This is a genomic window from Streptomyces sp. WG5, assembly GCF_049974565.1.
In the GTDB taxonomy this organism is placed as follows: domain Bacteria; phylum Actinomycetota; class Actinomycetes; order Streptomycetales; family Streptomycetaceae; genus Streptomyces.
Genome location: NZ_JBNGGC010000001.1, coordinates 390,103 through 416,712, shown reverse-complemented (window position 1 = coordinate 416,712; position 26,610 = coordinate 390,103). Strand labels below are relative to the sequence as shown.

Here is a 26,610-nt window from a genome sequence, read left to right as displayed (position 1 = left end):
CCAAGGAGCAGCAGACGATACCCGTCCGCGTCAGCGAACCGACTCGTTGTTCATCTTGCGGGTGGAGATGATCTGGTCGACCAGGCCGTAGGCCAGGGCGTCCTCGGCCGTGAGGATCTTGTCGCGCTCGATGTCCTCGCGGATCTTCTCGACCGGCGTGGTGGAGTGCTTGGCCAGCATCTCCTCCAGCTGCGCGCGCATGCGGAGGATCTCGTTGGCGGCGATCTCCAGGTCGGAGACCTGGCCGCGGCCCGTCTCGCTGTACGGCTGGTGGATCAGGACGCGGGCGTTCGGCAGCGCCATGCGCTTGCCCGGCGTGCCGGCGGCCAGCAGGATCGCGGCGGCGGAGGCCGCCTGGCCCATGCAGACCGTCTGGACGTCCGGCTTCACGAACTGCATGGTGTCGTAGATGGCCGTGAGCGCCGTGAAGGAGCCGCCGGGGCTGTTGATGTAGATCGAGATGTCCCGGTCGGGGTCCATCGACTCGAGGCACAGCAGCTGCGCCATGACGTCGTTGGCGGAGGCGTCGTCGATCTGGACGCCGAGGAAGATCACACGCTCTTCGAAGAGCTTCGCGTACGGGTCGTACTCGCGAACGCCCTGGGAGGTGCGCTCGACGAAGCGCGGGATCACGTAGCGGGACTCGGCGGTGGGGCCGGTGTACTCGGCACGCGAGCGGCCGTGCAGGCCGCTGCCGGGGAAGTCGTTCACAGTGTCTCCTGGAAAGGGGCTGAGGCGGTCGGCTCGGGACCGGCTGGACGGGCGCGCTGGGCCCGCGTAGGGCTGGGCTCGGCTCCGCGGGGCCCGGGGGCGGGGGGACCCGGGGGCCTGCGGGGAGCGGCTCAGGCCCCGGTGCCGCCGCCGCCCGGCATGCCGGCGGCCGTGGTGATGACGTCGTCGACGAGGCCGTACTCCTTGGCCTCGAAGGCGTCGAACCAGCGGTCGCGGTCCGAGTCGCGGGTGATCTGCTCGATCGTCTGGCCGGTGTGCTGGGCCGTGAGCTCCGCCATGCGCTTCTTGGTGTGCAGCAGCCGCTCGGCGTGGATCTTGATGTCCGAGGCGGAGCCGGCCAGGCCGGCGGAGGGCTGGTGGATCAGGATCTCGGCGTTCGGGAGCGCGAAGCGCTTGCCCGGGGTGCCGGCGCTGAGCAGGAACTGGCCCATCGAGGCCGCCAGGCCCATCGCGATCGTCACCACGTCGTTCTTGATGTACTGCATGGTGTCGTAGATCGCCATGCCGGCCGTGATCGAACCACCGGGGCTGTTGATGTACAGGAAGATGTCCTTGTCCGGGTCGGCGGCAAGGAGCAGCAGCTGCGCGGTGATCCTGTTGGCGATGTCGTCGTCGACCTGCTGGCCGAGGAAGATGATCCGCTCGCCGAGCAGCCGGTTGTAGACCTGGTCGCCGAGGCCACCACCGATGGAGGGCTCGCCGGCGGCGGAGGGCATCAGATTCGTCACGTATCCACCTGCTCGTCTTACGACGGCGCCGGGCCGTCTCACGTGTTCTGCCGGGGCGCGGGGCCGTCCGGCCGGTTTCGGGGACTCCCCTGACCTCGTATTCATGGACCCTAACGCGCAGGCCCTGCGGTGCCATCCCGGTTCCCGCGGTGTTCGCTGTGAGCGCATGACGCTCCGCCGCGTGAGCGGGGTGCGGATTCCGCCGTGGGCGGCCGGGTCCGTCCCCGGCCGCGGGCCGTGGGAGCCGGGGCCGCGCACGCCGTCGTGCCGTGCTCCGGGACGGCACGGCGTCGCCGGGACGTGAGCGCGACGGGCCCCGAAGCGCTTACCGCGTCTCGGGGCCCGTCGTTACTGCGTCAGGGGTGCCGGGGGGCTCAGCCCTCGGTCTTCTTCTCCTCGGCCTCGGCCTCGGCGGCGTCGGTGGGCTCGGCGGCGGCCTCCGTGGCCTCCGTCTCCTCCTCCTCGTCCTCCAGGTCGACGACCTCGCCGTTGGTGTCCTTGACCGTGGCCTTCTCGACCACGACGGCCAGGGCCTTGCCGCGGGCGACCTCGCCGACGAGGAGCGGGACCTGGCCCTGCTCGACGACGGCCTGCGCGAACTGGTCGGGGGACATGCCGGAGGAGGCGGCGCGGCGCATGAGGTGCTCGGTGAGCTCCTCCTGGCTGACGTTGAGCTTCTCCTGCTTGACCAGCTCGTCGAGGACGAACTGGGTCTTGATGCCCTTGACCGCGGCCTCGCGGGTCTCGGTCTCGAACTCCTCGGCGGTCTTGCCCTGGAGCTCCAGGTACTTGCCGAGGTCCAGACCCATCTGGCCGAGCTGGTGGTGCTCCAGGTTGTGCTTGCGGGTGTTGACCTCGTCCTCGAGGAGCTTCTCGGGGACGGGGACCTCGACCAGCTCGAGGAGCTTGTCGAGCACGCGCTCCTGGGCCTGCGTGGCCTGGTCGTACTGCTTCGTGTTGGCCAGGCGCTTGCGGCTGTCGGCCTTCAGCTCCTCGAGCGTGTCGAACTCCGACGCGAGCTGCGCGAAGTCGTCGTCCAGCTCGGGCAGCTCGCGCTTGGCGACCTGGGTGACCTTGACGGTGACCTCGGCCTCCTTGCCGGCCGCCGAGCCGCCCTTGAGCTCGGAGGTGAAGGTGGCCTCGCCACCGGCCTCCAGGCCCTTCACGGCGTCGTCGATGCCTTCCAGCAGCTCACCGGAGCCGATGGTGTAGGAGACGCCGTCGGCGACGCCGTCCTCGAGGACCTCGCCGTCGACCTTGGCCTGCAGGTCGAGGGTGACGACGTCACCGTCCTCGGCGGCCCGCTCGACCGGGGAGGTGGAGGCGAAGCGCTCGCGCAGCTGCTCCACCGCCTTCTCGACGTCCTCGTCGCTGATCTCGACGGCGTCGACCTCGACCTCGATGCCGGAGTAGTCCGGGATCTCGATGGCCGGGCGGATGTCGACCTCGGCGGTGAAGTTCAGCGTCTCGCCGTCCTTCAGCTCCGTGATGTCGACCTCGGGCTGGCCGAGCGGGTTCAGCTCGGCCTCGTTGACCGCGTCGGTGTAGAACTTCGGAAGCGCGTCGTTGACCGCTTCCTCCAGAACCGCACCGCGGCCGAACCGCTGGTCGATGACCCGGGCCGGGATCTTGCCCTTGCGGAAGCCCTTCACCGTGACCTGCTGGTTGATCTTCTTGTACGCCGCGTCGAGGCTGTCCTTGAGCTCCTCGAAGGGCACCTCGACAGTGAGCCGAACCCGGGTCGGGTTCAGGGTCTCCACGGCGCTCTTCACGGTTCGGTCTCCTTGGTGGCTGACTTCTTGGGTTCTGCCGGAAACAGAGCGCGTCCGGCAAATTACGCCGCCCGGAGACTTCAGACGCTGAGACACACGGGCGTGCAGCTTGCATAGTAACGGCAGCGACTACACGGCCCAAAAGGCGATCACGGGAACCCCGGGCCGATCACCCGAGCCGACCCGGCCGGATGCCCGAGGGCGACCGCCCTGAGGCCCGAGGGGAGGCCGCGGAGTGCCGGTGGCCGGGCGGGAAGCAGCGGTGGCCGACCGGGGGCCGGTGGCGCCGCGGGCGGCCGGGAGCCGGAGCGGGCCGGCCGGCCGGAACCGGCCACGGTCCGGCCGGGACGACAGCGGCCGGCGATCGGTCGGGGTGGCGGGATTTGAACCCACGGCCTTCCGCTCCCAAAGCGGACGCGCTACCAAGCTGCGCCACACCCCGTCTGGTGCGACACGTAGGGTACATGCCGCCAGGCACCGGGGCCGTCCGATTACCCGAGCGTCCGTGGAAGGTCCGGCGCGCTCCGGAAGGGGTGTGCGGTGAAGGACGACGACCCGCTAAGATGCCTGCAGTGCCGCGGTCACCGACCTGCGGCGCGCGCCGCGCGGGCGTAGCTCAATGGTAGAGCCCTAGTCTTCCAAACTAGCTACGCGGGTTCGATTCCCGTCGCCCGCTCCAGACGACTCAGGGCCAGGTCAGAGGATCATTCCTCCGCCTGGCCCTGATCGCTTTCCGGGGCCCCGATCAGTCGGTCGTGTCCCCGGCGTGCCCCTTGGGCTTTCGATCTTTCTTCTTCTTGCCCTTGCCGCTCTTCTTCCGGCCCTTGTCGACGAGCCCGGACACGGCGTCGGCGATCAGCCGGTCACGCTCGGCACTGGCATGCTGGTAGATCAGCGCGGCGCGGGCGGTGCTGTGGCCCATGCGCGCCACCAAAGCAGCTCCAGCCCAAAGCCGCTCCACCGACCGCGTGCTCACGTGGCCCGCCGGAAGCTGTCGGCGCCGAGCCCTTCCCATTCGACAGTCATGGTGTCCGCTGCCAGCCCGTAGACGCGCCCCACAGACCGATCGGTGTTGCCGTCGTCACACTTGAGCCTGATGACGTGTACTCCGTCTTCCTTGGCCACCTTGCCCTGGCAGTGGTGATCACCCACCAGTTCGACCTTCAGGTTCCTGATGTGGAGCACGAACAGGCTTCCGGGCTCAGGATTCCAGGTGGCGGGCACAGAACCCCAAGTGCCGGTGAGCGTGGCGTCGACCTTGTCACTGACGCCCTCGACGCTGGGTGTACTGGACACGCCACTGGGACTCGCCGCTGGCGTCAGCGACGGGGACGGCGAGGACTTCACCCCCTCGGAGTCGGCAGCCCCGCATCCTGACAATGCGACGACGGCCGCCACGATCGCAGCGCCCTTGCACACCTGCTTGATCACGTCACCCCTTCGAAGGACCAACCCCAAGGCCGACACCAGGACGGCTACGCTGGTCAAGCGCGCTGAGAGTATCAACACACTGATCTTTGCGCGGGAGCCGGCCGGGCCAAGACGCGTGTCCCCTACGTGCCCGATCGATGAGCGACCGGCGGTCAACAACGGGGAACAGGGGCGAGTACTGCAAGAACACACAGGTCAGCGTCTTGCCAGCTCAGCCCTGACCCGCGTACGCGATCTTCCAAACTAGCTACGCGGGTTCGATTCCCGTCGCCCGCTCCGAGAGGCCTCCGGCCCGGTCCCTTCGCAGGGACCGGGCCGGAGGCCTTTGTGCCGCAGGGCGGAGGAGTCGACGTGGAGTCGACGCGGAGCGGTGGGGCCCCTCCCGCTCGGCGGAGCCGAGAGCGGGGGGAGCTACGGCAACGCCGCAGACGCGCGCGGGAACCCGCGTCCGGGGCGTGATCGGCGTGATCCCCTCGGCAGGCCCTAGAACTGGATGGAGTTCAGCGTCTCCGCTATCGAGTCCAGGAAGCGCTGGATGTCGTCGGCCATGCCGGTCGAGGCCAGGAAGAAGCCGAAGAGGACCGCGACGACCGCTGGGCCCCCCTTGAGTGACCCTCCTCGCAGCAGCACCACCAGGATGATCCCCAACAGCAGCACCACTGACAGTGAAATGGCCACAACTGATCACACCCTCGGTCGGTCCGCTCTCCCGGCCCGGGGGTCAGCCCTGCACACCCCCGCCAGAACCATCGTGCCACCAACCCGGCCCGGTCATGCGGCAGGTGACGCATCATCCGGACGGATCCGGGTGCGAACACTCCCCCGCACACGTGGACACACCCGCCCCTCACATCCCGTACAGAGATTCGACAGGGCACCCGCGCGAGGAATTCCGGGCCCTTCGTTTCGATGTCCACACAACGCGTTCGCAGATATTTCGAATTGTCACGGGACACACACCGAAGGGGGCGTCACAGGGAGATCACAGGATTCCGCCAGGCTCCCCTGAACGCATTGAAGCGGACATTGCAGCCGAGTCGCCCACCGCACTTATTGCCTGTTCAGTCCGGATGAGTCATGACAATCCGGGTGGCCCGGGAGCCGCTGCGGTGTGCGGCCGCGCACGGCGGCGTGGGAACCGTCACGCGACCGGAGAGGCCGAGTTCCCGAAATGCGGGGCACTCGCGAGGCACTCGGGACCCGAATACGGGAATGGCTTCGAAGGTTTTACGGAATCCCACCGGAACGCTAGGGTGCCTCAGATGTTCTACGCTGCCTCGTCCCCCACCAGAGCAGCGAGGTCCTGCGACGTCCCGCCGATTTCCTGGCGGGGGGCCGCATGACGAACTCGCTGCGACCGCACGGCGACCGGAAGACGCCGTCACCATCGGACCAGCAGACACCGGACCGGCAGACCGGGCCGGGCCGACAGCGCGACGCGTTCTTCGACAACGCCAAGTACCTGGCGATCGTGCTGGTCGGTGTAGGTCACGCCTGGGGACAGATCCTGGACGGGAACCGGACCGTGGAGACCCTGTACCGGGTCCTGTACACGTTCCACATGCCGGCCTTCATCATCATCTCCGGCTACTTCTCGCGCAGCTTCGATCTGAGCCCCAAGCGCGTCAAACGGCTGATCACCGGTGTCGCCGTCCCCTACGTCGTCTTCGAGGTCGCCTACGCGCTGCACCGCCGCGTCAGTGAGGACCCGGACAACGACATCAGTCTGCTGGACCCCACCTACCTGCTGTGGTTCCTGTGCGCGCTGTTCGTCTGGCGGCTGACCACGCCCATCTGGCAGACGATCCGCTGGCCGCTGCCGATCGCCCTGGGCATCGCCGCGCTGGCGTCCGTGACCCCCACCATCGGGAACGACCTGAACATGCAGCGGGTGCTGCAGTTCCTGCCGTGCTTCGTGCTGGGCCTGCTGCTGCGCCCCGAGCACTTCCAGCTGGTGCGGCGCCGCTCGGTGCGGTTGCTGTCCGTGCCGGTCGTCGCGACGGCGGTGGCCGTCGCCTGGTGGTCGGTGCCGCGCATGGAGACCGGCTGGTTCTACCGCAACGCCGCCGCGCAGGACTCGGGCGCCCCCTGGTGGTCCGGTCCGGTCCTGACGCTCGCGCTCTTCGGCTGCTCACTGGTGCTGACCGCGTGCTTCTTCGCCTGGGTGCCGGGCCGGCGCATGTGGTTCACGGCGCTCGGCGCGGGCACGATCTACGGCTACCTGCTGCACGGGTTCCTGTCGAAGGAAGCCACCTTCGCGGGCTGGTTCCACGACCCCGCCTGGGGCAGGCCGCTCGGCGTGATCGGGCTGACCGTCCTCGCGGCCGTCGTCATCACCCTGCTGTGCACCAAGCCCGTCCAGAGGGTCCTGCGGTGCGTGGTGGAGCCGAGGATGGAGTGGGCCTTCGCGCGGAACCCGGGCGAGGCGGCCCGGGGCCGCGAGCGGCGGGAGAAGAACGAGGTGCGCGAGGCGCGGTCGCCGAGCGGGACCGGTGAGAAGGTCTCCGTGTAGGGCCCGCCTCCGTGCGGGGCCCGGATCCCCTGCCTCCGGGTACGGGCCCGTGCCTCCGGGTACGGGCCCCTGTCCCGTTCTAGGGACCCTCGCCCTCGTCCGGGGAATGCTACCGTCCAAGGGCCCCGTGTCCCCGGGCAGCAGGCTCCCGTCCCGGCCCCGGATCGGCCAGGCCGAGGAGTGCGCGCATCCGCGTGTACTTCTCGGCCAGGCGTGTGCGGGTGGCCGCGTCGAGGACCGCGAGCCGTGCCGGATCGGCGTTGTGCGCCAGGTCCGCCTCCTTGACCAGCCGCGCCCCGGGCGTGTCGAGGATGCGCGCGGCGTACGCCTCGGGCGGCTCCCCGGCCCGCTTGGTGAGGGCGAGGACGATGTCCCCGGTACGGCGGCTCAGCGGGGCCTCCCGCAGCCACCGCTCGGACAGCGCGTCGTCCTCGACGGCGTCGTGGAGCCAGGCCGCCGCGATCTGGTCGTCGTCTCCGCCGCGCCGTCGTACCCCCTCGGCGACGGCCCGCAGGTGCTCGGTGTACGGCCGTCCCGCCTTGTCGGTCTGTCCCGCGTGGGCGGCACGGGCGGCGGCCTCCACGTCGGCGAGGGAGAGCCGCGGGACGGGCCCTGCGGCGGGCCCGGGGGTGAGCCGCGAAGCCGGCTGCGACGCCGGCTGCGAGGTGGTCTCAGGGGTGTGTGGCCGGGACGGGGTGGGGGGCACGTGGTCCAGTGTGTCAGTCCGCCGACGCCGGGGACTGGGACGTCGGGCCCTCCCGGCAGATCAGCAGGAGCGCGCGGTCGTCGTTGACGTCCTTGGCCACCGCCTCGATCAGGTGCCAGGCGGCGCCGTGGAAGCCGCCCGCGACGTAACGGTCGGCCTCGCCGGTGAGGCGGTCGATGCCCTCGGTGATGTCGCGCTCGGAGGTCTCCACCAGGCCGTCCGTGAACAGCATCAACACGTCTCCGGGCCGGAGCGTGCCCTTCACCGGGTCGAAGTGCGCCCCGTCGTACACGCCCAGCAGCGGCCCCTCGGCCGACTTCTCCTCCCAGCGCCCGGTGCCCGCGCTGAGCTGGAGGCCCGGCGGGTGTCCGGCGGAGTACAGCTCGTAGTCGCCGGAGTCGAGTTCCAGGACGAGGTGGATGGAGGTGGCGAAGCCCTCGTCCCAGTCCTGGCGGAGCAGGTAGCCGTTGGCGGCCGGCAGGAACGCGTGCGGGGGCAGGCTGCCCAGCAGTCCGCCGAACGCGCCCGACAGCAGCAGGGCGCGCGAGCCCGCGTCCATGCCCTTGCCGGAGACGTCGGTGAGGACCACCTCCAGCGTTCGGCCGCCGTTGGTGCGGGCCGCGACGACGAAGTCGCCCGAGAAGGACTGACCGCCGGCGGGGCGCAGCGCCATCTCCCGGTGCCAGCCCGGCGGGAGACTCGGCAGCTTGCTCTGGACGCGGATGCGTTCGCGCAGGTCGAAGAGCATGGTGCCGCCGCGTCTCCAGGGCACGCCGACCCGGCTGCGGAACTGGGCGACCAGCAGCCCGAAGAACCCGCAGGCCGCGACGACCAGGACCACGCCGGGCGTGACCCGGGAGGGGCCCTCCGTGTACGGGCCGAGCTGCACCGACTCCACGATCAGCGCCGTGGCCGCCGCCGCGTACAGGCCGAGCAGGCTGGCCGGGCGCAGCAGCAGGCCGCCCGCGACGATCGGCAGGACCAGCGCGGCGGGTGAGCACCACACGGAGTTCGCCATCGTGGTGGCCGCGATGACGGGGATCATCAGCAGTAGTCCGGCCAGGGCGATCCAGTCCGAGCCGTCGCCGCGGAAGTAGTCGACGGCGGATCTGCGCACGCCGACGCGGGCCCGGTGCCACTGCTTCTTCCACCGGGCCGTGAACGTCTCGGCTTCCGCGCGCCGCTGTCGTCCTGCTGCCATTAGTTCGGGACCCTATCCATCGGACCGGGCACTTGGCACGGGAGGTCCCGCTTGTCCCCCGTCCGAGGCCCGACTTCACAGTGAACTTCACGAACGGCCGTCGCGCCGCAACCTGGCGGAAATTCCCTCGCAGGCCCCGGGTGGCCCTGGTAGGCATGGTCCATGGGCAATTGCGATGACGGTGGCGACCTGACGACCGAGCTGCGCGTACTGCGGCGGGACGAGTGGAAGACGTGGTACGGGACACTGGTCCGTGCCTTCAGCGGGGTCCCGGAGTCGGCCGAGGAGCTGGAGCTGTACGAGGCCCTGACCGAGGCCGACCGCTCGCTCGGCGTCTGGGAGGGCGAGGAGTGCGTCGGGACGGCGGGGGCGTTCGGCTTCCGGATGACCGTGCCGGGCGGTGCTCAGGTGCCCGCGGCGGGCGTGACGATGGTGGGCGTCGCCGCCACGCACCGGCGCCGGGGTGTGCTGACGTCGATGATGCGGCGGCAGTTGGACGACATACGTTCCTGGGGTGAGCCGCTGGCCCTGCTGACGGCCTCCGAACCGGCGATCTACGGCCGGTTCGGGTACGGCGCGGCGACCTTCCAGCTCAACGCCGAGATCGATACGGACCGGGTCCGTCTGTCGGTGCCGGACGGCACGGATGACGTACGGCTGCGGTACGCGGCGCCCGCGGACGTCCTCGACGCGTGCGAGGCGGTGTACGCGCGGCTGGTGCCGGGGCGGCCCGGGATGCTGGCCCGGCAGCCCGGCTGGGAGCGGACGGGGCTGCTGGACCCGGCCGGTGAGCGGGAGGGGGCCTCGCCGTTGCAGTGCGTGGTCGCCCGGCGGGACGGCGAGGTCACCGGGTACGCGCGGTTCCGGGTACGGCCGGCGTGGGGGGCCGGGGGCCCCGAGGGCACGGTGGTCCTGGACGCCCTGGCGGGGCTGGACCCGGCGACCGAGGCGGCACTGTGGCGTTTCCTGTGGGGCATCGACCTGACGACGACGCTGACCGTGCGCGGGCGGCCGGTCGACGAGGCGTGGCAGTACCAGGTGTCGGACATCCGGCGGTGCCGGCCGGGGCTGCGGGACGCGTTGTACGTACGGCTGGTGGACGTGGGTGCGGCGCTCGCGGCGCGGACCTACCAGGCGCCGGTGGACGTCGTGTTCGAGGTCGAGGACGCCTTCTGCCCCTGGAACGCGGGGCGTTGGCGGCTGACCGGGGACGCGAAGGGGGCGTCCTGCGAGCGTACGTCCGACGCTGCGGACCTCGCTCTGTCCGTACGGGAGTTGGGGGCGGCATACCTCGGCGGCGTGAGCCTGGCCTCGCTGGGCGCGGCCGGGCGGGTGCGGGAGGTGCGGCCGGGGACGCTGGCGGAGGCGTCCTTGGGGTTCGGGTCGGACGTCGCGCCGTGGCTGCCGCACGGGTTCTGACGGCCGGCGCCTACGTCCGCCCCCGCTGGCAGGACGGGCACCAGAAGAGGTTGCGGGCGGCGAGGTCCGCGGTGCGGACGGTCTCGCCGCACAGATGGCAGGGCTGGTCGGCCCGGCGGTAGACGTAGACCTCGCCGCCGTGGTCGTCGACGCGGGGCGGGCGGCCCATCGCCTCGGGGGTGTGTTCGGGGCGGACGGTGTCGATGCGGTTGTTCCGGACGCCCTCGCGCATCAGTTCCGTGAGGTCCTGCCAGATCGCGTCCCATTCGGCGCGGGTGATGTCCCGGCCGGCGCGGTACGGGTCGATTCCGTGGCGGAAGAGGACCTCGGCGCGGTAGACGTTGCCGACGCCGGCGATGACCTTCTGGTCCATGAGCAGGGCGGCGATGGTGGTGCGGCTGCGGGAGACGCGGCGGTACGCGGCTGCGGGGTCGGCGTCCTGGCGCAGGGGGTCGGGGCCGAGGCGGTCGTGTATCGCCTGCTTCTCGGGGTCCGTGATCAGGGTGCACGTGGTGGGGCCGCGGAGGTCGACGCAGGCCGTCTCGTTGAGGAGCCGGAGGCGGACGGTGTCCGTGGGGGGTGGTGCGGGGGTTCCCCCGAAGGTGACCTTGCCGAAGAGGCCGAGGTGGATGTGGACCCAGTCGGCGTCCCGGAAGCCGAGGAAGAGGTGCTTGCCGTGGGCCTCGGTGCGGGTGAGGGGGGTGCCGGTGAGGAGGGCGGCGGCGTCGGAGAACTTGCCCTGCGGGCTGGTGGCCCGCACGGGCGTGCCGCCGGCGAAGGCGGCGGCGTAGTCCTGGGCCAGTCTGTGGATCGTGTGGCCTTCTGGCACGGGGTGTCCTTCCTGCGTACTGCGCGCCCTCCCGCCCGGCTCAGCGTGCCGGGGGGGCGGGACTCGCCCCGGGGCTCCGGGCCCGGTCCAGGGCGGGGGCTGTGCGTCTGCCGCCCCGTGCGGGCCGGGGCCGGTGTCCTCCCTGGGAACCCGGCAACCGCACCTTCCCGGAACGCCGTCGCCAGGCCCTCGTGAGGGCCTGGCGACGTCCGGGACAGGGGCCCGCTGCCGGGCGGCGGACTACTGCTGCGGGTGGTGCGGCGGGACGGGGGGAAGGTCGCCCGTCGTCTCGTAGGACGTGAGCATGTCGATGCGGCGGATGTGGCGTTCGTCACCGGAGAACGGGGTGGCGAGGAAGGTCTCGACGAACTTCGTCGCCTCCTCCTGCGTGTGCATGCGGGCGCCGACCGCGACGACGTTGGCGTTGTTGTGCTGCCGGCCCAGCGAGGCCGTCTCCTCGCTCCAGGCCAGCGCCGCGCGCACGCCCTTCACCTTGTTCGCCGCGATCTGCTCGCCGTTGCCGGAGCCGCCGATCACGATGCCGAGGGCGTCGGGGTCCGCGGCCGTCCGCTCGGCGGCGCGGAGGCAGAAGGGCGGGTAGTCGTCCTGGGCGTCGTAGAGGTGCGGGCCGCAGTCGACGGGCTCGTGCCCCGCCGCCTCGAGCCACTCGACGAGGTGGTTCTTGAGTTCGTAGCCCGCATGGTCGGAGCCGAGATACACGCGCATGTGTCGAGTGTGACACGCCGGGCGCGGGGCAGCAGCGCCGGGTGTCGAGGTCTGGAGAAGGACGAGTGAATCTTCAGAAGCTCAGGAAAAGCTCAGGTAACAATACGGAATCATAGGTTCCTGAATTCTTTCACCTCCGTTTCACTGGTCCGACTCGTACACCCCTCGGTACGGGAACCTGCTCAACCGGCGCACAGGAAGACCACCCCCATGACTTCGCAGCCGACTCTCACGAAGCCCGAGGACGGGACCGAAGGCCCCGGAGAACCCGGGTCCGGGCTCCAGGCCGGGCTCAAGAACCGCCATCTCTCCATGATCGCCATCGGCGGTGTCATCGGGGCCGGGCTGTTCGTGGGATCCAGTTCGGGAATCGCCACCGCCGGGCCCGGCATCCTTCTCTCGTACGCCCTCGTCGGCACGCTCGTGGTGCTGGTGATGCGGATGCTCGGGGAGATGTCCGCCGCCAACCCGACCTCGGGTTCCTTCTCCGCGCACGCCGACCGGGCGCTCGGCCCCTGGGCCGGGTTCTCCATCGGCTGGCTGTACTGGTTCTTCTGGGTCGTCGTGCTGGCCGTGGAGGCGACCGCCGGGGCCAAGATCCTCGAAGGCTGGATACCGGCCGTGCCCCAGTGGGGCTGGGCGCTGATCGTGATGGTCGTGCTGACCGCCACCAACCTGGCCTCGGTCGGCTCCTACGGAGAGTTCGAGTTCTGGTTCGCCGGGATCAAGGTCGTCGCGATCGCCGCGTTCATCGTCGTCGGCGGGCTGGCCGTGTTCGGGGTGCTGCCCGGCGTCGACAGCGAGCAGGCGGGGCTGGCCAACCTGACGGAGCACGGCGGATTCCTCCCGAACGGGGCCGGGGCCATCCTCACCGGCGTGCTGCTCGTCGTCTTCTCCTTCATGGGCAGCGAGATCCCCACCCTGGCGGCCGGCGAGTCCGAGGACCCGCAGCGGGCCGTCACCAAGGCGACCAACAGCATCATCTGGCGTATCGCCGTCTTCTACCTCGGCTCGATCTTCGTCGTCGTCGCGCTGCTGCCCTGGGACGCGCAGTCGATCATCGACCAGGGTTCGTACGTGGCCGCCCTCGACTCGCTCGGCATCGCGAACGCCGGTCAGATCATGAACTTCATCGTGCTGACGTCCGTGCTGTCCTGCCTGAACTCCGGGCTCTACACGGCCTCCCGCATGGCCTTCTCGCTCGGTGAGCGCGGTGACGCGCCGAAGGCGTTCGCCCGGACCACCCGGCGCGGTGTGCCGCGGACGGCGATCCTCGTCTCCGTGGTGTTCGGATTCGTCGCCGTCTTCTTCAACTACGAGTTCCCCGACTCCGTCTTCCTCTTCCTCGTCAACTCCTCCGGCGCCGTGGCCCTCTTCGTGTGGCTGGTGATCTGCTTCTCGCAGCTGCGGATGCGGAAGATCATCCAGGCGGAGGCGCCGGAGAAGCTGGTGGTGCGGATGTGGCTGTTCCCGTACCTGACCTGGGCAGCCGCCGCCGTGATCGTCTTCGTGCTCGGCTACATGCTGACCGACACCGAGCACAACGGGCGCACCACCGTGCTGCTGTCGCTGCTCGTCGCGGCGCTCGTCCTCGCCGTGGCCTTCGCCAAGCAGCGGGTCACCGCGCGGAAGGCCGCCGCCGGGAAGGGCTGACGGCCGCCGGGCGCGAGAAAGAGGCTCGCCGGGACGCTGCTGCGGTCCGGCGGGCCTCTTCGTGGGACTACCGCGCCACCGGCGCGGTGCTACCGCTTGCCGACCAGCTTCCAGGCGGTCGGCAGTACGCCCATCGCCAGGGCGGCCTTCAGCGCGTCACCGATCAGGAACGGGGTGAGGCCGGCCGCGATCGCGGCGGTGAGGGACATGTCGGCGGCGAGGGCGAGGTACGGGACGCCGACGGCGTAGATGACCGCCTCGCCGAGCAGCATCGTGCCGGCCGTGCGCAGCACCGAGCGGTCGGCGCCGCGGCGGGCCAGGGCGCCCACGACGGTGACGGCGAGCAGCATGCCGAGGACGTAGCCCAGGGACGGGGCGCCGGTGCCGGAGCCGCCCTCCGCGAACCACGGCACGCCCGCCATGCCGACCAGCGCGTACAGGGCGAGCGAGAGCAGGCCGCGGCGGGCGCCGAGCGAGGTGCCGACGAGCAGCGCGGCGAAGGTCTGGCCGGTCACCGGCACCGGGGAGCCGGGGACGGGCACCGCGATCTGGGCCGCGAGGCCGGTGAGTACGGCACCGCCGGCCACGAGCACGGCGTCCCGGACTCGGGAGGCGGGGATGAGGTCGGCGAGGACCTGCCCGGAGCGGTGGGCGGGGACGGCAGCGGTGCTCATGGGGACTCCGCGGTGGTGTGGACATGTCGGGACACCGCGACGCTATCCCAGCGGGTCGGGCCCGATCACCAGCAGCGCTCGACAAAGGCTCGATCGGCGGCTTGGTGGGCTCCCGACAAAGGAGACCGGTTACACGCGGTCCCGGGTGACACCGGTCACCGCGGTGGGGAGGCGAGCGTCACCCGGAAGCGGAGTGCCGCATTCGGACGGTCACGTTCCGTACCGGGAGCGTCCGTATCGTGGGCAACCGGTGTCGCCGACCGGCGCGAGACCGGAGACTGTGGGCGTTTTTGCCCTGCCCCCCGTCCCCCACGCATTGGACGAGCCGCTCCATGTCCAACAGCACCACCACCGGTACGCCGCCGCAGTCGGACGACGCCTCCCTCTCCCACGGCCTCAAGCAGCGCCATCTGTCGATGATCGCCCTCGGCGGGGTGATCGGCGCCGGGCTGTTCGTCGGCTCCGGGGCCGGCATCGCCGCCGCCGGGCCGTCGATCGTCGTCGCCTACGCCCTCTCCGGCCTCCTCGTGATGCTGGTGATGCGGATGCTGGGCGAGATGTCGGCCGCGTATCCGTCGTCGGGTTCGTTCTCCGCGCACGCCGAGCGGGCGATCGGCCCCTGGGCCGGCTTCACCGCGGGCTGGGCGTTCTGGGTGCTGCTGTGCACGGCCGTCGGGCTGGAGGGCATCGGCGCCGCGGCGATCGTCCACGGCTGGCTGCCGGGCACGCCCGAGTGGGTCTGGGTGGCGCTGTTCATGGTGGTGTTCTGCGGGACGAACCTGGCGGCCGTGAAGAACTTCGGCGAGTTCGAGTTCTGGTTCGCGGCCCTCAAGGTCGGCGCGATCTCGCTGTTCCTGGTGCTCGGCGTGCTGGCGGTCGCCGGCGTCCTGCCGGGCACCGACTCCCCCGGCACCTCGCACCTGAGCGACTTCCTGCCGAACGGCGGCAACGGTCTGATCATCGGTCTGCTCGCCTCGGTCTTCGCCTACGGCGGCCTGGAGACGGTGACGATCGCGGCGGCCGAGTCGGAGAACCCGGTCAAGGGCGTCGCGAGCGCCGTGCGGACGGCGATGTGGCGGATCGCGCTGTTCTACATCGGCTCGATGGCGGTCATCGTCACCCTGGTCCCCTGGGACTCCCCGGAGGTCGTCGAGAAGGGCCCGTACGTCGCCGCCCTCGACGAGCTGGGCATCCCCGGCGCCGGTGAACTGATGAACGTCGTCGTGCTGGTCGCGCTGCTCAGCGCGATGAACGCCAACATCTACGGTGCCTCCCGCATCGGCTACTCGCTGGTCGAGCGCGGTCAGGGCCCGAAGGCGCTGGGCCGGGTGTCGGGCGGGGTGCCGCGGATCGCGGTGCTCGTCTCCTCCCTCTTCGGCTTCGGCTGCGTACTGCTCAGCTACTGGCGGCCGGACGACGTCTTCGCCTGGCTGCTGAACATGATCGGCGCGGTCATCCTGGTCGTCTGGATCTTCATCGCCGTCTCCCAGCTGCGGCTGCGGCGCCGGCTGGAGCGGGAGGCACCCGAGAAGCTGGTCGTGCGCATGTGGGGCTTCCCGTGGCTGACCTGGGTGGCGCTGGCGGGCATGGCCACGGTGTTCGTCCTGATGGCCCGTGAGCCGGACACCCGGGTGCAGCTGTACTCGACGGGCGGGATGACGCTGGCCCTGGCCGCCGTCGGCTACGCCCGGCAGCGGCGCCGGGCGCGCGGCTAGGGGCGTGGGGCGGAAGTCAACGTCGGGACGGCGGTTTCCGCCATAGCGGTGGTTTGCCGTCCCGGCCGCCGTTCTGCCCGGTGCGCCGCCAGACACTGGCCGGGGCGGCCGGGGCGCCGCTGCGGAGGACGGGAGCGCACATGGCCGACAGCAGGATCCTGGTCGCGGTACCGGAACACCCTCGGGGCGAGGGCGCCGGGCATGAGCAGTTACGGAAGATCCGGGACGCGATCGAGGCGGGCGGCTTCGAAGTCCGGTGGGCGATATCGGCGGAGGACGCGGACGCGGTACTGCGCACCGAGGCCGGCCTGGCGGCGGCGCTGGTGGCCTGGGACCTTCCCGGGGCCGCCGGTGACGGGCCCGGCGCCGCGCTCGCCGCGCCGGGAGGCACACTCGCCCGGCCGGGCAGCACCCTCGACGGGACCCCGGGCGGCGGCGCTGTGCTGCGCCGGATCGGCCGCCGGTTCCGGGACCTGCCGGTCTTCTTGGTGATGGCCGACGAGGGCCTGGGGGACCTGCCGCTGTGGGTGTCCGAGTCGGTCGTGGGCTACGTCTGGCCGCTGGAGGACACCCCGGGCTTCATCGCGGGCCGCATCACCACCGCCGCCCGCGCCTACCGGGAATCCGTGCTGCCGCCGTTCTTCCGGGCACTGCGCCGCTTCGACGACGCCCACGAATACTCCTGGCACACCCCGGCCCACTCCGGCGGTGTCGCCTTCCTCAAGTCGCCGGCGGGACGCGCCTTCCACGACTACTTCGGAGAGCGGCTGCTCCGCAGCGACCTGTCGATCTCGGTCGAGGAACTGGGCTCGCTGTTCGAGCACACCGGCCCGATCGGCGAGGCGGAGCGCAACGCGGCCCGTGTGTTCGGTTCCGACCACACCTACTTCGTGCTGCACGGCGACTCGACGTGCAATCGCCTGGTCGGCCATTTCAGCGTCACCCGCGACGAGATCGCGCTGGTGGACCGGAACTGCCACAAGTCGGTGCTGCACGGCCTGGTCGTCTCGGGTGCCCGGCCGGTCTACCTGGTCCCCACCCGTAACGGCTACGGCCTGGCGGGACCGCTGCCCCCGGCCGAGATCGCCGCGGACGCGGTGGCGGCCCGGATCGCCGCGCATCCGCTCACCGAGGGCGCGGTGTCCCCGCACCCGCAGTACGCGGTGTTCACCAACTCCACCTACGACGGCCTGAGTTACGACGCCGTAGCCACCGCTCGCGCGTTCGCCGCCAGTACGCCCCGGGTGCACTTCGACGAGGCGTGGTTCGCGTACGCCCGCTTCCACCCGCTCTATGCCGGCCGTTACGGCATGTCGGTGGACGAGGACGCCTTCCCCGGCCCGGACCGCCCGACCGTGTTCGCCACCCAGTCCACGCACAAGCTGCTGGCGGCACTGTCCCAGGGCGCGATGGTGCACCTGCGATCCGCACCGCGGGCACCGGTGGAGCACGACCGGTTCAACGAGGCGCTGATGATGCACGGCACCACCTCGCCCCTCTACCCGATGATCGCCTCGCTCGACGTGGCGACGGCGATGATGGACGGCCCGCAGGGCGAGTGGCTGATCGACGAGGCGGTGACCGAGGCGATCCGCTTCCGTCAGGAGATGGTGCGCCTGCGACGGCGGATCGAGAGCGCCGGGGACCGGCCGCCGTGGTTCTTCGGGGTGTGGCAGCCGGACACGGTCACCGACCCGGCGACCGGCGACCGGCTGCCGTTCGAGTCAGCCCCGCCGGAGCTGCTGCGCACCGAGCAGTCCTGCTGGCTGCTGGAGCCCGGCGCCGACTGGCACGGTTTCCCCGGGCTGACCGAGGGCCACTGCATGCTGGACCCCGTCAAGGTCACGCTGACCTGTCCGGGGATCAGCGCCACCGGCGAGATGGCCGAGGAGGGCATCCCGGCCCGGGTGCTCACGGCCTATCTGGCCACCCGGAGGATCGTGGTGGAGAAGACCGACAGTTACACCACGCTGATCCTGTTCTCCATGGGCATCACCAAGGGCAAGTGGGGCACCCTGCTGGACGCCCTGACGGATTTCAAGGCCCTCTACGACGCCGACGCCCCCCTGGAGCGGGTCCTGCCGGAGGCCGTCGCCGCGCATCCCCGCCGGTACGCGGGCCTGACCCTGCGCGGGCTGTGCCAGGAGATGCACGAGCAACTGCGCTCGGTGCGCCTGGTGGAGCTTCTGGACACGGCCTTCCAGCAGCTCCCGCAGCCCGTGGCGCCACCTCAGCACTGTTACCAGCGGCTGGTGCGGGGGGACACCGAGCGGGTCCGGATCTCGGAGGCGGCAGGCCGGGTGGCGGCCGCCATGGTGACGGTCACCCCGCCCGGCATCCCGGTCCTGATGCCGGGCGAGTCCACCGGCGCACCCGACGGCCCCCTGCTGCGCTATCTCACCGCCCTGGAGTCCTTCGACCGCCGCTTCCCCGGCTTCCGCAGCGAGACCCACGGCGTGACCCTCGACGAGGACACGGGCGACTACCTGATCGAGTGCCTGATCCAGGGCGCGGGGCAGCCGCCGGGGCACTCGCCCGGGCGTGCCGGTTAGGTTCTGTCGGGAAGGTGCTGGTCGCAGCCACTCGTTGAGGACTGCGACCAGCACGGCCGCCTCGTGGCGGACGGCGGGCTTGTCGTACCTCGCGGCGACGGGACCGGTGGCGCTCGAGACGACGGATTCCGCACCCGACGGCACGGCGCTCGCGGTAGTCGGTCCTGTCGAACCTCGCCGGCCGACCGCCTCCGGAGCCTGGCGTCCGACGACTGCGGACGCAGTCCGTCCCAGGTGATCAGGCCCTTCACGTTGGCCTCGGCCTGCAGCTGGGTGACGACCCGGGCCCAGGTGCCATCGCGCTGCCGGCGCCGGAACAGGTCGTGGCCCCGGTCCCGCGGCCCGTGGCGTTCTGGCACATCACGCCAGGGAGCACCGGTCCGGGTCCGCCACCGCATGCCGTCCATCAGCTGCCGCCGAGTCCCTGCCGGCGGACGGCCCGGCTCGGTGCCCCGCGGCAACAGCGGCTCCAGCCGGTCCCGCTGGCCACGCGTCAGTCACCACGCCCCGCGGAACGTGATCGTCCACGGCCGGAGACGGATCCGTGCGGCGGCCCTTTCGCGTGCCCCGGCGCGCCCGTCCACCCCTCGGGCCTTCCCGACCCTCTTGCTGCTAGCGTGCACTTGCAAGCCTTTTGCAATAAGAGGTCGGAGGGGATCCGCCATGTCCGTCTACACGCTTCCTGAACTGCCGTACGACTACTCCGCGCTCGCCCCCGTGATCAGCCCCGAGATCATCGAGCTGCACCACGACAAGCACCACGCGGCCTACGTGAAGGGCGCCAACGACACGCTGGAGCAGCTCGCCGAGGCGCGGGACAAGGAGTCGTGGGGCGCGGTCAACGGCCTGGAGAAGAACCTGGCCTTCCACCTCTCCGGGCACATCCTGCACTCGATCTACTGGCACAACATGACCGGCGACGGTGGCGGCGAGCCGCTGGAGGCGGACGGCACGGGCGAGCTGGCCGACGCGATCGCCGAGTCGTTCGGCTCCTTCGCCGGCTTCAAGGCGCAGCTCACCAAGGCCGCCGCGACCACCCAGGGCTCCGGCTGGGGCGTGCTGGCGTACGAGCCGCTGAGCGGGCGGCTGATCGTCGAGCAGGTCTACGACCACCAGGGCAACGTCGGCCAGGGTTCCACCCCGATCCTGGTCTTCGACGCCTGGGAGCACGCCTTCTACCTCCAGTACAGGAACCAGAAGGTCGACTTCATCGACGCCATGTGGGCCGTCGTCGACTGGCAGGACGTGGCGAAGCGGTACGAGGCCGCGAAGTCCCGTGCGAACACGCTGCTGCTGGCGCCCTGAGTCCCTGCCCTCCTGAGTCCCCGATTCCCCGATTCCCGGAGTCCCCGAGTCCCCGATGTCCCGAGACGTCCTGCCTCGTGATCGTCTTCTCACCCTTCACGGCGGCAGGCGGATGGCGGGGAGCCCCCGCGAGGACGTGACTCGCGGGGCTTTCCGTGCGGACCCGGACGGCGGGCCGCAGCTCGCGGGCGAGGCCCGCGCGGGGGCGCGTGTCCACCGGCCCGCCGGGACGGCACCCCCGGCGCGCGTGCCCGTCCCGCGCGCCGTACGGGCCCCTGTTCCCCCGTCCTCCCTCTGGCGCGGCGCGCGTGCCACCCGCTGTACTGCCGTCCCGGGACCGTCGCCGTGGCGTCCGGGTGTCCCGGTCCCACGGGTACCGCGGAGGAGCCGATGAGGAAGAGCCTGGCCTGCCCCACCTGCGGGGGGATGCAGGACTTCCGCCCGCTCGACGACGCCGAGAGGGCGGCGGTGCGGGAGCAGCTGAAGATCCCGTACGTGCACGACTACTGGCGCTGCGACGTCGCCGGGTGCCTGCGGTTCCAGCGCTGGGACAAGCAGCGCGCCGGCGGCCAGCTTCCGGAGAGGTTCCGGAGGCAGGCCGCCGACGGGGAGGAGTGACCCTGAGGCCTGTGGGGGCTGCGGGGCCTGTGGCGGCCGTGGGGCCTGTGGCGGCCGTGGGGCCTGTGCCCTGTGGGGCCTGTGCCCTGTGGGGCCTGTGAGGCTTCCGGGCCCCCGGCCGCTACAGGTTGCTGAAGTCCGGGCCCTTGGTGCGGGTCCGCTTGATCTCGTAGAACCCGGGGACCGAGGCGACCGCGAGGGTGCCGTCCCAGAGCTTGGCGGCGTCCTCGCCCTTGGGGGCCGGGGTGACGACCGGGCCGAAGAAGGCGAGCTGCTCGCCGTCGGCGCCGGGGACGGCGATGACCGGGGTGCCGACCTCCTGGCCGACCTTGTCGATGCCCTCCTTGTGGGAGGCGCGCAGCTGGGGCTCGTACGGGGTGGAGTCCCAGTGGTCCATGAGGGACTCGGGCAGGCCGACGTCCTTCAGGGCGGCGGCGACCGTCTCCTTCTCCGGGCCCTCGCCCTGGTTGTGGAAGCGGGTGCCGAGCGCCGTGTAGAGGTCGCCGAGGACCTCGGGGCCGTGCTCCTCCTGGGCGGCGATGACGACGCGGACCGGGCCCCAGGCCTTGGTCTGGAGCATCTCGCGGTACTCCTCGGGCAGCTCGTCGATCTTGTCCTCGTTCAGGACGGCGAGGCTCATCACGTGCCAGCGGACCTCGATGTCCCGGACCTTCTCCACCTCCAGGACCCAGCGGGAGGTCATCCAGGCCCAGGGGCACAGCGGGTCGAACCAGAAGTCGACGGGCGTCTTGACCGACATGTCTCTCCTCGTGGGGCGGCAGGGCCGAGCGTTTCTCCAGGGAACCGACCGGACGCCCCGGCCATTCCCGGCCGGCCCCGACGAATTCCCGGCCGTTCCCGGCTGCCGTGCGTCAGGGGCACATGGCAGGATCGGTGCTGTCCGCATACTGAACACCACCCGAGGGAGTGCCGCCCGTGCCCGGTGAGAATCTGTCCCGCGACGAGGCCCGGGAGCGGGCCGCCCTGCTGTCCGTCGACGGGTACGAGGTGTCCCTCGACGTGCGTTCGGCCACCGGTGAGGCGGAGGGCGACGGTCCGCGCACCTTCCGGTCCGTCACCACGATCCGCTTCCGCTGCAACGAGCCCGGCGCGAGCAGCTTCGCCGACCTGATCGCACCGAGCGTCACCGCGGTCTCCCTCAACGGCCGCGACCTCGACCCGAGCGAGGTCTTCGACGGCTCCCGCATCGCCCTGGAGGACCTGGCCGCCGACAACGAGCTGGTCGTCGACGCCCGGTGCGCCTACTCCCGCACCGGTGAGGGCCTGCACCGCTTCGTCGACCCGGAGGACGGCGAGGTGTACCTGTACACCCAGTACGAGCCGGCCGACTCCCGCCGGGTCTTCGCCAACTTCGAGCAGCCGGACCTCAAGGCGCCCTTCCGCTTCGAGGTGCGGGCACCCGAGGAGTGGACGGTGTGGTCCAACGGCGCGGGTGAACGCGCCGACGGGGTGTGGCGGTTCGCGGAGACCAAGCCGATCTCGACGTACATCACGTGCGTGGTCGCGGGGCCGTACCACTACGTGACGGACTCCTACGAGCGGGTGTTCGAGGACGGCACGCGGCTGGAGATCCCGCTCGGCGCGATGTGCCGCAAGGGGCTCGCCCCGCACTTCGACGCCGACGACGTCTTCCTGGTCACCAAGCAGGGCCTGGACTTCTTCCACGACCACTTCGACTACCCGTACCCGTTCGGGAAGTACGACCAGGCGTTCGTGCCCGAGTACAACCTCGGCGCGATGGAGAACCCGGGACTGGTCACCTTCCGGGAGGAGTTCATCTTCCGGGGCAAGGTGACGCAGGCGTCCTACGAGGGCCGCGCCAACGTCGTCCTGCACGAGATGGCGCACATGTGGTTCGGCGACCTGGTCACCATGGAGTGGTGGGACGACCTGTGGCTGAAGGAGTCGTTCGCCGACTTCATGGGCGCCTTCTCGCTGGTCGGCGCGACCCGCTTCACCGACGGCTGGATCACCTTCGCCAACCGCCGCAAGGCGTGGGCCTACCGCGCGGACCAGCTGCCGTCCACCCACCCGGTCACCGCCGACATCCGCGACCTCCAGGACGCCAAGCTCAACTTCGACGGCATCACGTACGCCAAGGGCGCCTCGGTGCTCAAGCAGCTGGTGGCGTACGTCGGCCAGGACGCCTTCCTGGAGGGCGCCCGGCGCTACTTCAAGCGGCACGCGTACGGCAACACGCGCCTCGGCGACCTGCTGTCCGTGCTGGAGGAGACCAGCGGGCGGGACATGGCGGCCTGGGCGCGGTCCTGGCTCCAGACGGCGGGCGTCAACTCGCTGACCCCGCAGGTGCTGCTGAGCACCGAGGGCCGCGTCGACGAGCTCGCGGTGGTGCAGGAGGCCGCGGAGTCCCACCCCGAGCTGCGCCCGCACCGGGTGGCGGTCGGCCTGTACCGGCGTACGGCCGAGGGCGCCCTGGAGCGGTACGCCCGCGCCGAGGTGGACGTCGACGGGCCGCGCACGGTCGTGGCGGAGCTGGCCGGCGCCGAGGCGCCCGAGCTGGTCCTCGTCAACGACGACGACCTGACGTACTGCAAGACCCGCTTCGACGAGACCTCGCTGGCGACGCTGCGCGAGCACCTGGGCGCCCTGACCGACCCGCTGGCCCGCGCCCTGTGCTGGTCGGCGCTGTGGAACATGACCCGGGACGCGCTGCTGCCGGCCCGGGACTTCGCCGGCCTGGTGATGCGGTTCGCCGGGCGCGAGTCCGACATCGGCGTCCTCCAGATGCTGCACGCCTGGGCGAACTCGGCGCTGACGCACTACGTGGCCCCCCAGTGGCGGGAGACCGGCGGCCGGCTGCTCGGCGAGGGCGCCCTGCGGGAGCTGCGGGACGCGGTACCGGGCAGCGAGCAGCAGCTGGCCTGGGCGCGGTTCTTCGCGGCGGTGGCCTCCGACGAGGCGGAACTGAGGCTGCTGCGCGGGCTCCTGGACGGCACGGAGAAGATCGACGGTCTGGAGGTGGACCAGGAGCTGCGCTGGGCGTTCCTGGAGCCGCTCGCCGCGCACGGCGCCGCCGACGAGGGCGTCCTGGCCGCCGAGCTGGCCCGGGACGACACGGCCTCCGGCAAGCGCCACCAGGTGCGCTGCCTGGCGGCCCGCCCGTCGGCGGCGGTGAAGGCACAGGCCTGGGCGCAGGTCGTGGAGTCGGACGCGCTGTCGAACGCGCTGGTGGAGGCGACCATCGCGGGCTTCGCGCAGGCCTCGCAGCGGGAGCTGATCGCCCCGTACGCCGAGCGGTACTTCGCGGTGATCGAGCGGGTGTGGGCCGAGCGGTCCATCCAGATCGGGATGGACGTGGTCCGGGGCCTGTTCCCGTCCCTGCGGGACTCCCAGGACACTCTCGACGCGACGGACGCGTGGCTGTCCGCGCACGAGGGGGCCGCGCCCGCGCTGCGCCGGCTGGTGCTGGAGGCGCGGGACGACCTGGCGCGGGCGCTGCGGGGTCAGGCGTGCGACGCGGCGGCGGCCGGACGCTGAACCCCCGATCTCTGGCCAACGATTGAGCGTTCCGTCATCGTTACGGAATTCGGGCAACAGCAGCCGTAACCCCTGGCCCGCACCGGGCGGACCAGGGGTTTTCGGCATCCGAACACCCGTCCTTTAGGGCGGTCCTGTCCGGATTTGTCGATGAGCTTGTAACAGCGGTTAAAGAGCGGGTCGGACACGGGAAAGTCCCGGTCATGACGCACAACACCCCGCTCTCCCCTCGCATCCTCCACCACCTGGCCGACAGCCGGCGCCGGCTGATGACGGCGGCGCAGCTGCGGGCGCACGGTGTCCTGGCCGCCGAGACCAACGAGCAGTGCCGGCCCGGCGGGCCCTGGCAGCAGATCCTCCCCAACGTCGTCCTGCTCCACCCGGGCCCGCCGACCAGCGAGGAGCGTCTGCACGCGGTGCTGCTGTACGCGGCACGGGAGCGGACCGGCGGCGTGAACGGCGGTGCGACCGCCGGCGTCACCGCCTCGGTGCCGGTCCAGCCGGGCGGGGAGGAGAGGCCGCCCGCCCCGGCCTACGCGGAGGCGATGATCACGGGACTGGCCGCGCTGACGCTGCACGGCTTCTCCGCCACGCCCCCGCTGCCCTCCCTGGACGTCATCGACGTCCTGGTCCCGAGGCTGCGCCGGCTGCGTACGACGGGCTGCGCGCGGATCGTCCGCACGACCGCACTGCCCACCCCCGTGCAGGTCACGGGCGTTCCGGTGGCCCCGGTGGCGCGGGCCCTGGCCGACGCGGTGGCGGAGCTGACGGACGCGGGCGTCGTCCGCCGGCTGCTGACGGAGGCGGTGCGCGGCGGGCACTGCGAACCGGCGGCGGTGGTGCGGGAACTGAACCGGGCCCGGCTGCTGAGCCGCCCGCACGTGGTGGACGCGGTGGACTCGCTGGCCGCCGAGGGGCGGGCGCTGGCCGAGCAGCGCCTGTACCGGATGGTGCGCGAGCACGGCCTGCCGGAACCGGTCTGGAACGTCGGCCTGGCCCTGCCCGGCGGCCCCCACCTCGGCGGCGTGGACGCCTTCTGGCCCGAGCACGCGGTGGCGCTGGAGCTGGACACCCGCGCCCACCGGCAGCAGGACGACGACGCGCTGTGGGCGGAGCACGCGCGCAAGCGGGAGCACCTGGAACGGCTGGGCATCACGGTCGTGCACCTCACGCCGCGCAAGCTGCGGGACTGCCCGGAGCACCAGGCGACCGTCGTCCGCACGGCGCTGATGGCGGCCGGGGACCGGGAACCCGCCGCGTATGTCGTGGTGTTGCCCCGGTAGTGACGGACCGGGACGACACCAGGAGGGGAGAGGAGGGGCCGCCGCGGTGCCGGGGCCCCTCCTCGTGCGTGGCGCGTCCGCTCGCGCGTGGCGCGTCTACTCGGGGCAGAACTCCGCCCGGATCACCGCCTCGCCGTCGCCCGACCAGTCACCGTTGAAGTTGAAGGCGAGCGCGTGCCGGCCGTCCCCGGTCGTCACCGCGTTCGACAGAGAGCCGTGGATGCCGCCGGCATGGCCCCAGACGGTCACTCCGCAGTCGAGTTCGCGCTTGATCAGGCCGAGGCCGTAGTCGGCACCCGGCTCCGCGGGCACCGTGGTGGTCATCTCGGCCAGTTGCTCGGCGGGCAGCAGCCTGCCGCGGAACAGGGCGGTGTAGAAGCGGTTCAGGTCGGCGGAGCTGGAGATCATCTCGCCCGCCGGGCCGGCGATGGAGGGGTTGAGCCGCGTGACGTCGTACGTGCGGCCGGTGACCGCCCCGTCCAGCTTGGAGTACGCGCGGCTGCTGGGCTCCGGCAGGCCGGTCCGGGTGCCCGGGACCGACGTGGCACGCAGCTTCAGCGGCTCGATGACGCGGCGGCGCACTTCGTCGCCGTACGGTCGGCCGGTGACCTCCTCGATCACCATGCCGGCCAGGAGGTAGTTGGTGTTGGAGTAGTTCCAGTCGGCGCCGGGGGCGAAGTCCGGTTCGTGGGTCATGGCGATCGCGACCAGCTGTCGCGGTGTCACCGTGTCGTAGCGGTGCTCGAGGAAGCCGTCCTTGGTGAAGTAGGCGCGGGCGAAGTCCTCGTCGGCCGTGACGTTGAAGATCCCGCTGGTGTGGTTGAGGAGTTGGCGCAAGGTGATGCGGCTGCCGTCGTGGCCGTTGCCTTCGACCACGCCCGGCAGCCACGTGTCCACCGTGTCGTCCAGCGAGAGCCGGCCCTCGGCCTCCAGCTGGAGCAGGACGGTGGCGACGAAGGTCTTGGTGATGCTGCCGACCCGGTAGCGGTCCCGCTCCGAGCGCGGTTCGCCGGTCCTGAGGTCGCCCACGCCGGCGGTCTCGGACCATGTGCGGTGGCCGTCCCGGGCGGTCGCGGTCACGCCGGGCACGCCGTCCGCTACCGCGGCTTCCATGGCGCGGCGGGTGGCGTCGTGGCCTCCGGTGCCGGGCGCCGCCACGGCCGGGGCGGCCAGCGCCACCGACAGTGCCACGGCGGTGGCCGCCACCAGGCTGGTCCGTACGCGAGCGGTCATGC

23 protein-coding genes and 2 tRNA genes are annotated in these 26,610 nt (G+C 71.4%); 10 read left to right on the top strand and 15 right to left on the bottom strand.

From position 1 onward, the window contains the following. Positions 1-30: 30 nt before the first annotated feature. From ACP4IX_RS01825 to ACP4IX_RS01810, 4 genes are all read right to left on the bottom strand, one after another. Positions 31-711, bottom strand: a complete 681-nt coding sequence (locus tag ACP4IX_RS01825) for an ATP-dependent Clp protease proteolytic subunit (RefSeq protein WP_426517204.1) — start codon at positions 709-711, stop codon at positions 31-33. Between the two features lie 131 nt (positions 712-842). Further along, the gene (locus ACP4IX_RS01820) at positions 843-1,448 is read right to left on the bottom strand and encodes an ATP-dependent Clp protease proteolytic subunit (protein WP_426517271.1); all 606 of its coding nucleotides are present in this window, start codon (positions 1,446-1,448) and stop codon (positions 843-845) included. Positions 1,449-1,834: 386 nt separating this feature from the next. Next, positions 1,835-3,232, bottom strand: a complete 1,398-nt coding sequence (tig, locus tag ACP4IX_RS01815) for a trigger factor (protein WP_426517202.1) — start codon at positions 3,230-3,232, stop codon at positions 1,835-1,837. Between the two features lie 368 nt (positions 3,233-3,600). Continuing rightward, positions 3,601-3,674: transfer RNA gene (locus ACP4IX_RS01810), tRNA-Pro, on the bottom strand. A 163-nt stretch (positions 3,675-3,837) separates the two neighbouring features. Between ACP4IX_RS01810 and ACP4IX_RS01805 the strand changes: the two genes are divergently transcribed. After that, a tRNA-Gly gene (locus ACP4IX_RS01805) sits at positions 3,838-3,911 on the top strand. 66 nt (positions 3,912-3,977) lie between these two features. Here ACP4IX_RS01805 and ACP4IX_RS01800 read toward each other — a convergent pair. The 3 genes from ACP4IX_RS01800 to ACP4IX_RS01790 all read right to left on the bottom strand — a co-directional run bounded on the left by ACP4IX_RS01800 (position 3,978) and on the right by ACP4IX_RS01790 (position 5,341). Next, positions 3,978-4,154 carry a hypothetical protein gene (locus ACP4IX_RS01800; RefSeq protein ID WP_346265871.1) on the bottom strand — a complete coding sequence of 59 codons (177 nt, stop codon included), beginning with the start codon at positions 4,152-4,154 and terminating at the stop codon, positions 3,978-3,980. 50 nt (positions 4,155-4,204) lie between these two features. Then, on the bottom strand, positions 4,205-4,663 hold the full coding sequence (locus ACP4IX_RS01795) for a hypothetical protein (RefSeq protein WP_426554535.1): 459 nt from the start codon (positions 4,661-4,663) through the stop codon (positions 4,205-4,207). 483 nt (positions 4,664-5,146) lie between these two features. Beyond that, on the bottom strand, positions 5,147-5,341 hold the full coding sequence (locus ACP4IX_RS01790; RefSeq protein ID WP_426517176.1) for a hypothetical protein: 195 nt from the start codon (positions 5,339-5,341) through the stop codon (positions 5,147-5,149). A 661-nt stretch (positions 5,342-6,002) separates the two neighbouring features. Between ACP4IX_RS01790 and ACP4IX_RS01785 the strand changes: the two genes are divergently transcribed. Then, positions 6,003-7,175, top strand: a complete 1,173-nt coding sequence (locus ACP4IX_RS01785; protein ID WP_426554534.1) for an acyltransferase family protein — start codon at positions 6,003-6,005, stop codon at positions 7,173-7,175. A gap of 109 nt (positions 7,176-7,284) precedes the next feature. Here the strand turns inward: ACP4IX_RS01785 and ACP4IX_RS01780 are convergent, their stop codons facing one another. Then, entirely contained in the window at positions 7,285-7,758 is a 474-nt protein-coding gene (locus ACP4IX_RS01780; RefSeq protein WP_426554550.1) for an HD domain-containing protein, read from the bottom strand. A gap of 136 nt (positions 7,759-7,894) precedes the next feature. Continuing rightward, on the bottom strand, positions 7,895-9,082 hold the full coding sequence (locus ACP4IX_RS01775) for a PP2C family protein-serine/threonine phosphatase (protein WP_426517172.1): 1,188 nt from the start codon (positions 9,080-9,082) through the stop codon (positions 7,895-7,897). A 162-nt stretch (positions 9,083-9,244) separates the two neighbouring features. Here ACP4IX_RS01775 and ACP4IX_RS01770 point away from each other — a divergent pair, with 162 nt between their 5' ends. Then, positions 9,245-10,501 carry a GNAT family N-acetyltransferase gene (locus ACP4IX_RS01770; protein ID WP_426517170.1) on the top strand — a complete coding sequence of 419 codons (1,257 nt, stop codon included), beginning with the start codon at positions 9,245-9,247 and terminating at the stop codon, positions 10,499-10,501. A gap of 10 nt (positions 10,502-10,511) precedes the next feature. Here the strand turns inward: ACP4IX_RS01770 and ACP4IX_RS01765 are convergent, their stop codons facing one another. Both ACP4IX_RS01765 and ACP4IX_RS01760 read right to left on the bottom strand, forming a co-directional pair. After that, on the bottom strand, positions 10,512-11,330 hold the full coding sequence (locus ACP4IX_RS01765) for an Fpg/Nei family DNA glycosylase (protein ID WP_426517168.1): 819 nt from the start codon (positions 11,328-11,330) through the stop codon (positions 10,512-10,514). A 240-nt stretch (positions 11,331-11,570) separates the two neighbouring features. After that, entirely contained in the window at positions 11,571-12,056 is a 486-nt protein-coding gene (locus ACP4IX_RS01760) for a ribose-5-phosphate isomerase (RefSeq protein ID WP_426517166.1), read from the bottom strand. Between the two features lie 210 nt (positions 12,057-12,266). Here ACP4IX_RS01760 and ACP4IX_RS01755 point away from each other — a divergent pair, with 210 nt between their 5' ends. Then, positions 12,267-13,709, top strand: coding sequence for an amino acid permease (locus ACP4IX_RS01755; RefSeq protein ID WP_426554533.1), 1,443 nt, complete (start codon positions 12,267-12,269; stop codon positions 13,707-13,709). Positions 13,710-13,798: 89 nt separating this feature from the next. On the opposite strand, the gene ACP4IX_RS01750 is transcribed toward ACP4IX_RS01755, so the two are convergent. Continuing rightward, entirely contained in the window at positions 13,799-14,383 is a 585-nt protein-coding gene (locus tag ACP4IX_RS01750) for a biotin transporter BioY (RefSeq protein ID WP_426554532.1), read from the bottom strand. Between the two features lie 332 nt (positions 14,384-14,715). Here ACP4IX_RS01750 and ACP4IX_RS01745 point away from each other — a divergent pair, with 332 nt between their 5' ends. Together ACP4IX_RS01745 and ACP4IX_RS01740 are read left to right on the top strand one after the other, a co-directional pair. Then, a complete protein-coding gene (locus ACP4IX_RS01745) occupies positions 14,716-16,098 on the top strand; it encodes an amino acid permease (RefSeq protein WP_426517160.1) in 1,383 nt (460 codons plus the stop codon). A gap of 140 nt (positions 16,099-16,238) precedes the next feature. Next, positions 16,239-18,650 carry an Orn/Lys/Arg decarboxylase N-terminal domain-containing protein gene (locus tag ACP4IX_RS01740; RefSeq protein ID WP_426554531.1) on the top strand — a complete coding sequence of 804 codons (2,412 nt, stop codon included), beginning with the start codon at positions 16,239-16,241 and terminating at the stop codon, positions 18,648-18,650. Here ACP4IX_RS01740 and ACP4IX_RS01735 read toward each other — a convergent pair. After that, positions 18,647-19,111, bottom strand: coding sequence for a transposase (locus ACP4IX_RS01735; protein WP_426554530.1), 465 nt, complete (start codon positions 19,109-19,111; stop codon positions 18,647-18,649). The two genes, ACP4IX_RS01740 and ACP4IX_RS01735, sit on opposite strands and share 4 nt — an antisense overlap. Before the next feature lie 202 nt (positions 19,112-19,313). Between ACP4IX_RS01735 and ACP4IX_RS01730 the strand changes: the two genes are divergently transcribed. Both ACP4IX_RS01730 and ACP4IX_RS01725 read left to right on the top strand, forming a co-directional pair. Then, positions 19,314-19,955, top strand: coding sequence for a superoxide dismutase (locus ACP4IX_RS01730; RefSeq protein WP_426554529.1), 642 nt, complete (start codon positions 19,314-19,316; stop codon positions 19,953-19,955). A 390-nt stretch (positions 19,956-20,345) separates the two neighbouring features. Continuing rightward, entirely contained in the window at positions 20,346-20,573 is a 228-nt protein-coding gene (locus ACP4IX_RS01725; RefSeq protein ID WP_426554528.1) for a hypothetical protein, read from the top strand. Positions 20,574-20,694: 121 nt separating this feature from the next. Here the strand turns inward: ACP4IX_RS01725 and ACP4IX_RS01720 are convergent, their stop codons facing one another. Beyond that, entirely contained in the window at positions 20,695-21,333 is a 639-nt protein-coding gene (locus ACP4IX_RS01720; RefSeq protein WP_426517150.1) for a DsbA family protein, read from the bottom strand. A 176-nt stretch (positions 21,334-21,509) separates the two neighbouring features. On the opposite strand from ACP4IX_RS01720, the gene pepN reads away from it, so the two are divergent. Together pepN and ACP4IX_RS01710 are read left to right on the top strand one after the other, a co-directional pair. Beyond that, positions 21,510-24,092: an aminopeptidase N gene (gene pepN / locus ACP4IX_RS01715; protein ID WP_426517148.1), complete on the top strand. Its 2,583-nt coding sequence runs from the start codon at positions 21,510-21,512 to the stop codon at positions 24,090-24,092. Positions 24,093-24,295: 203 nt separating this feature from the next. Beyond that, entirely contained in the window at positions 24,296-25,375 is a 1,080-nt protein-coding gene (locus ACP4IX_RS01710; protein WP_426517146.1) for a hypothetical protein, read from the top strand. Positions 25,376-25,471: 96 nt separating this feature from the next. On the opposite strand, the gene ACP4IX_RS01705 is transcribed toward ACP4IX_RS01710, so the two are convergent. Beyond that, positions 25,472-26,608 carry a serine hydrolase domain-containing protein gene (locus ACP4IX_RS01705; RefSeq protein WP_426517144.1) on the bottom strand — a complete coding sequence of 379 codons (1,137 nt, stop codon included), beginning with the start codon at positions 26,606-26,608 and terminating at the stop codon, positions 25,472-25,474. Between the last annotated feature and the right edge of the window lie 2 nt (positions 26,609-26,610).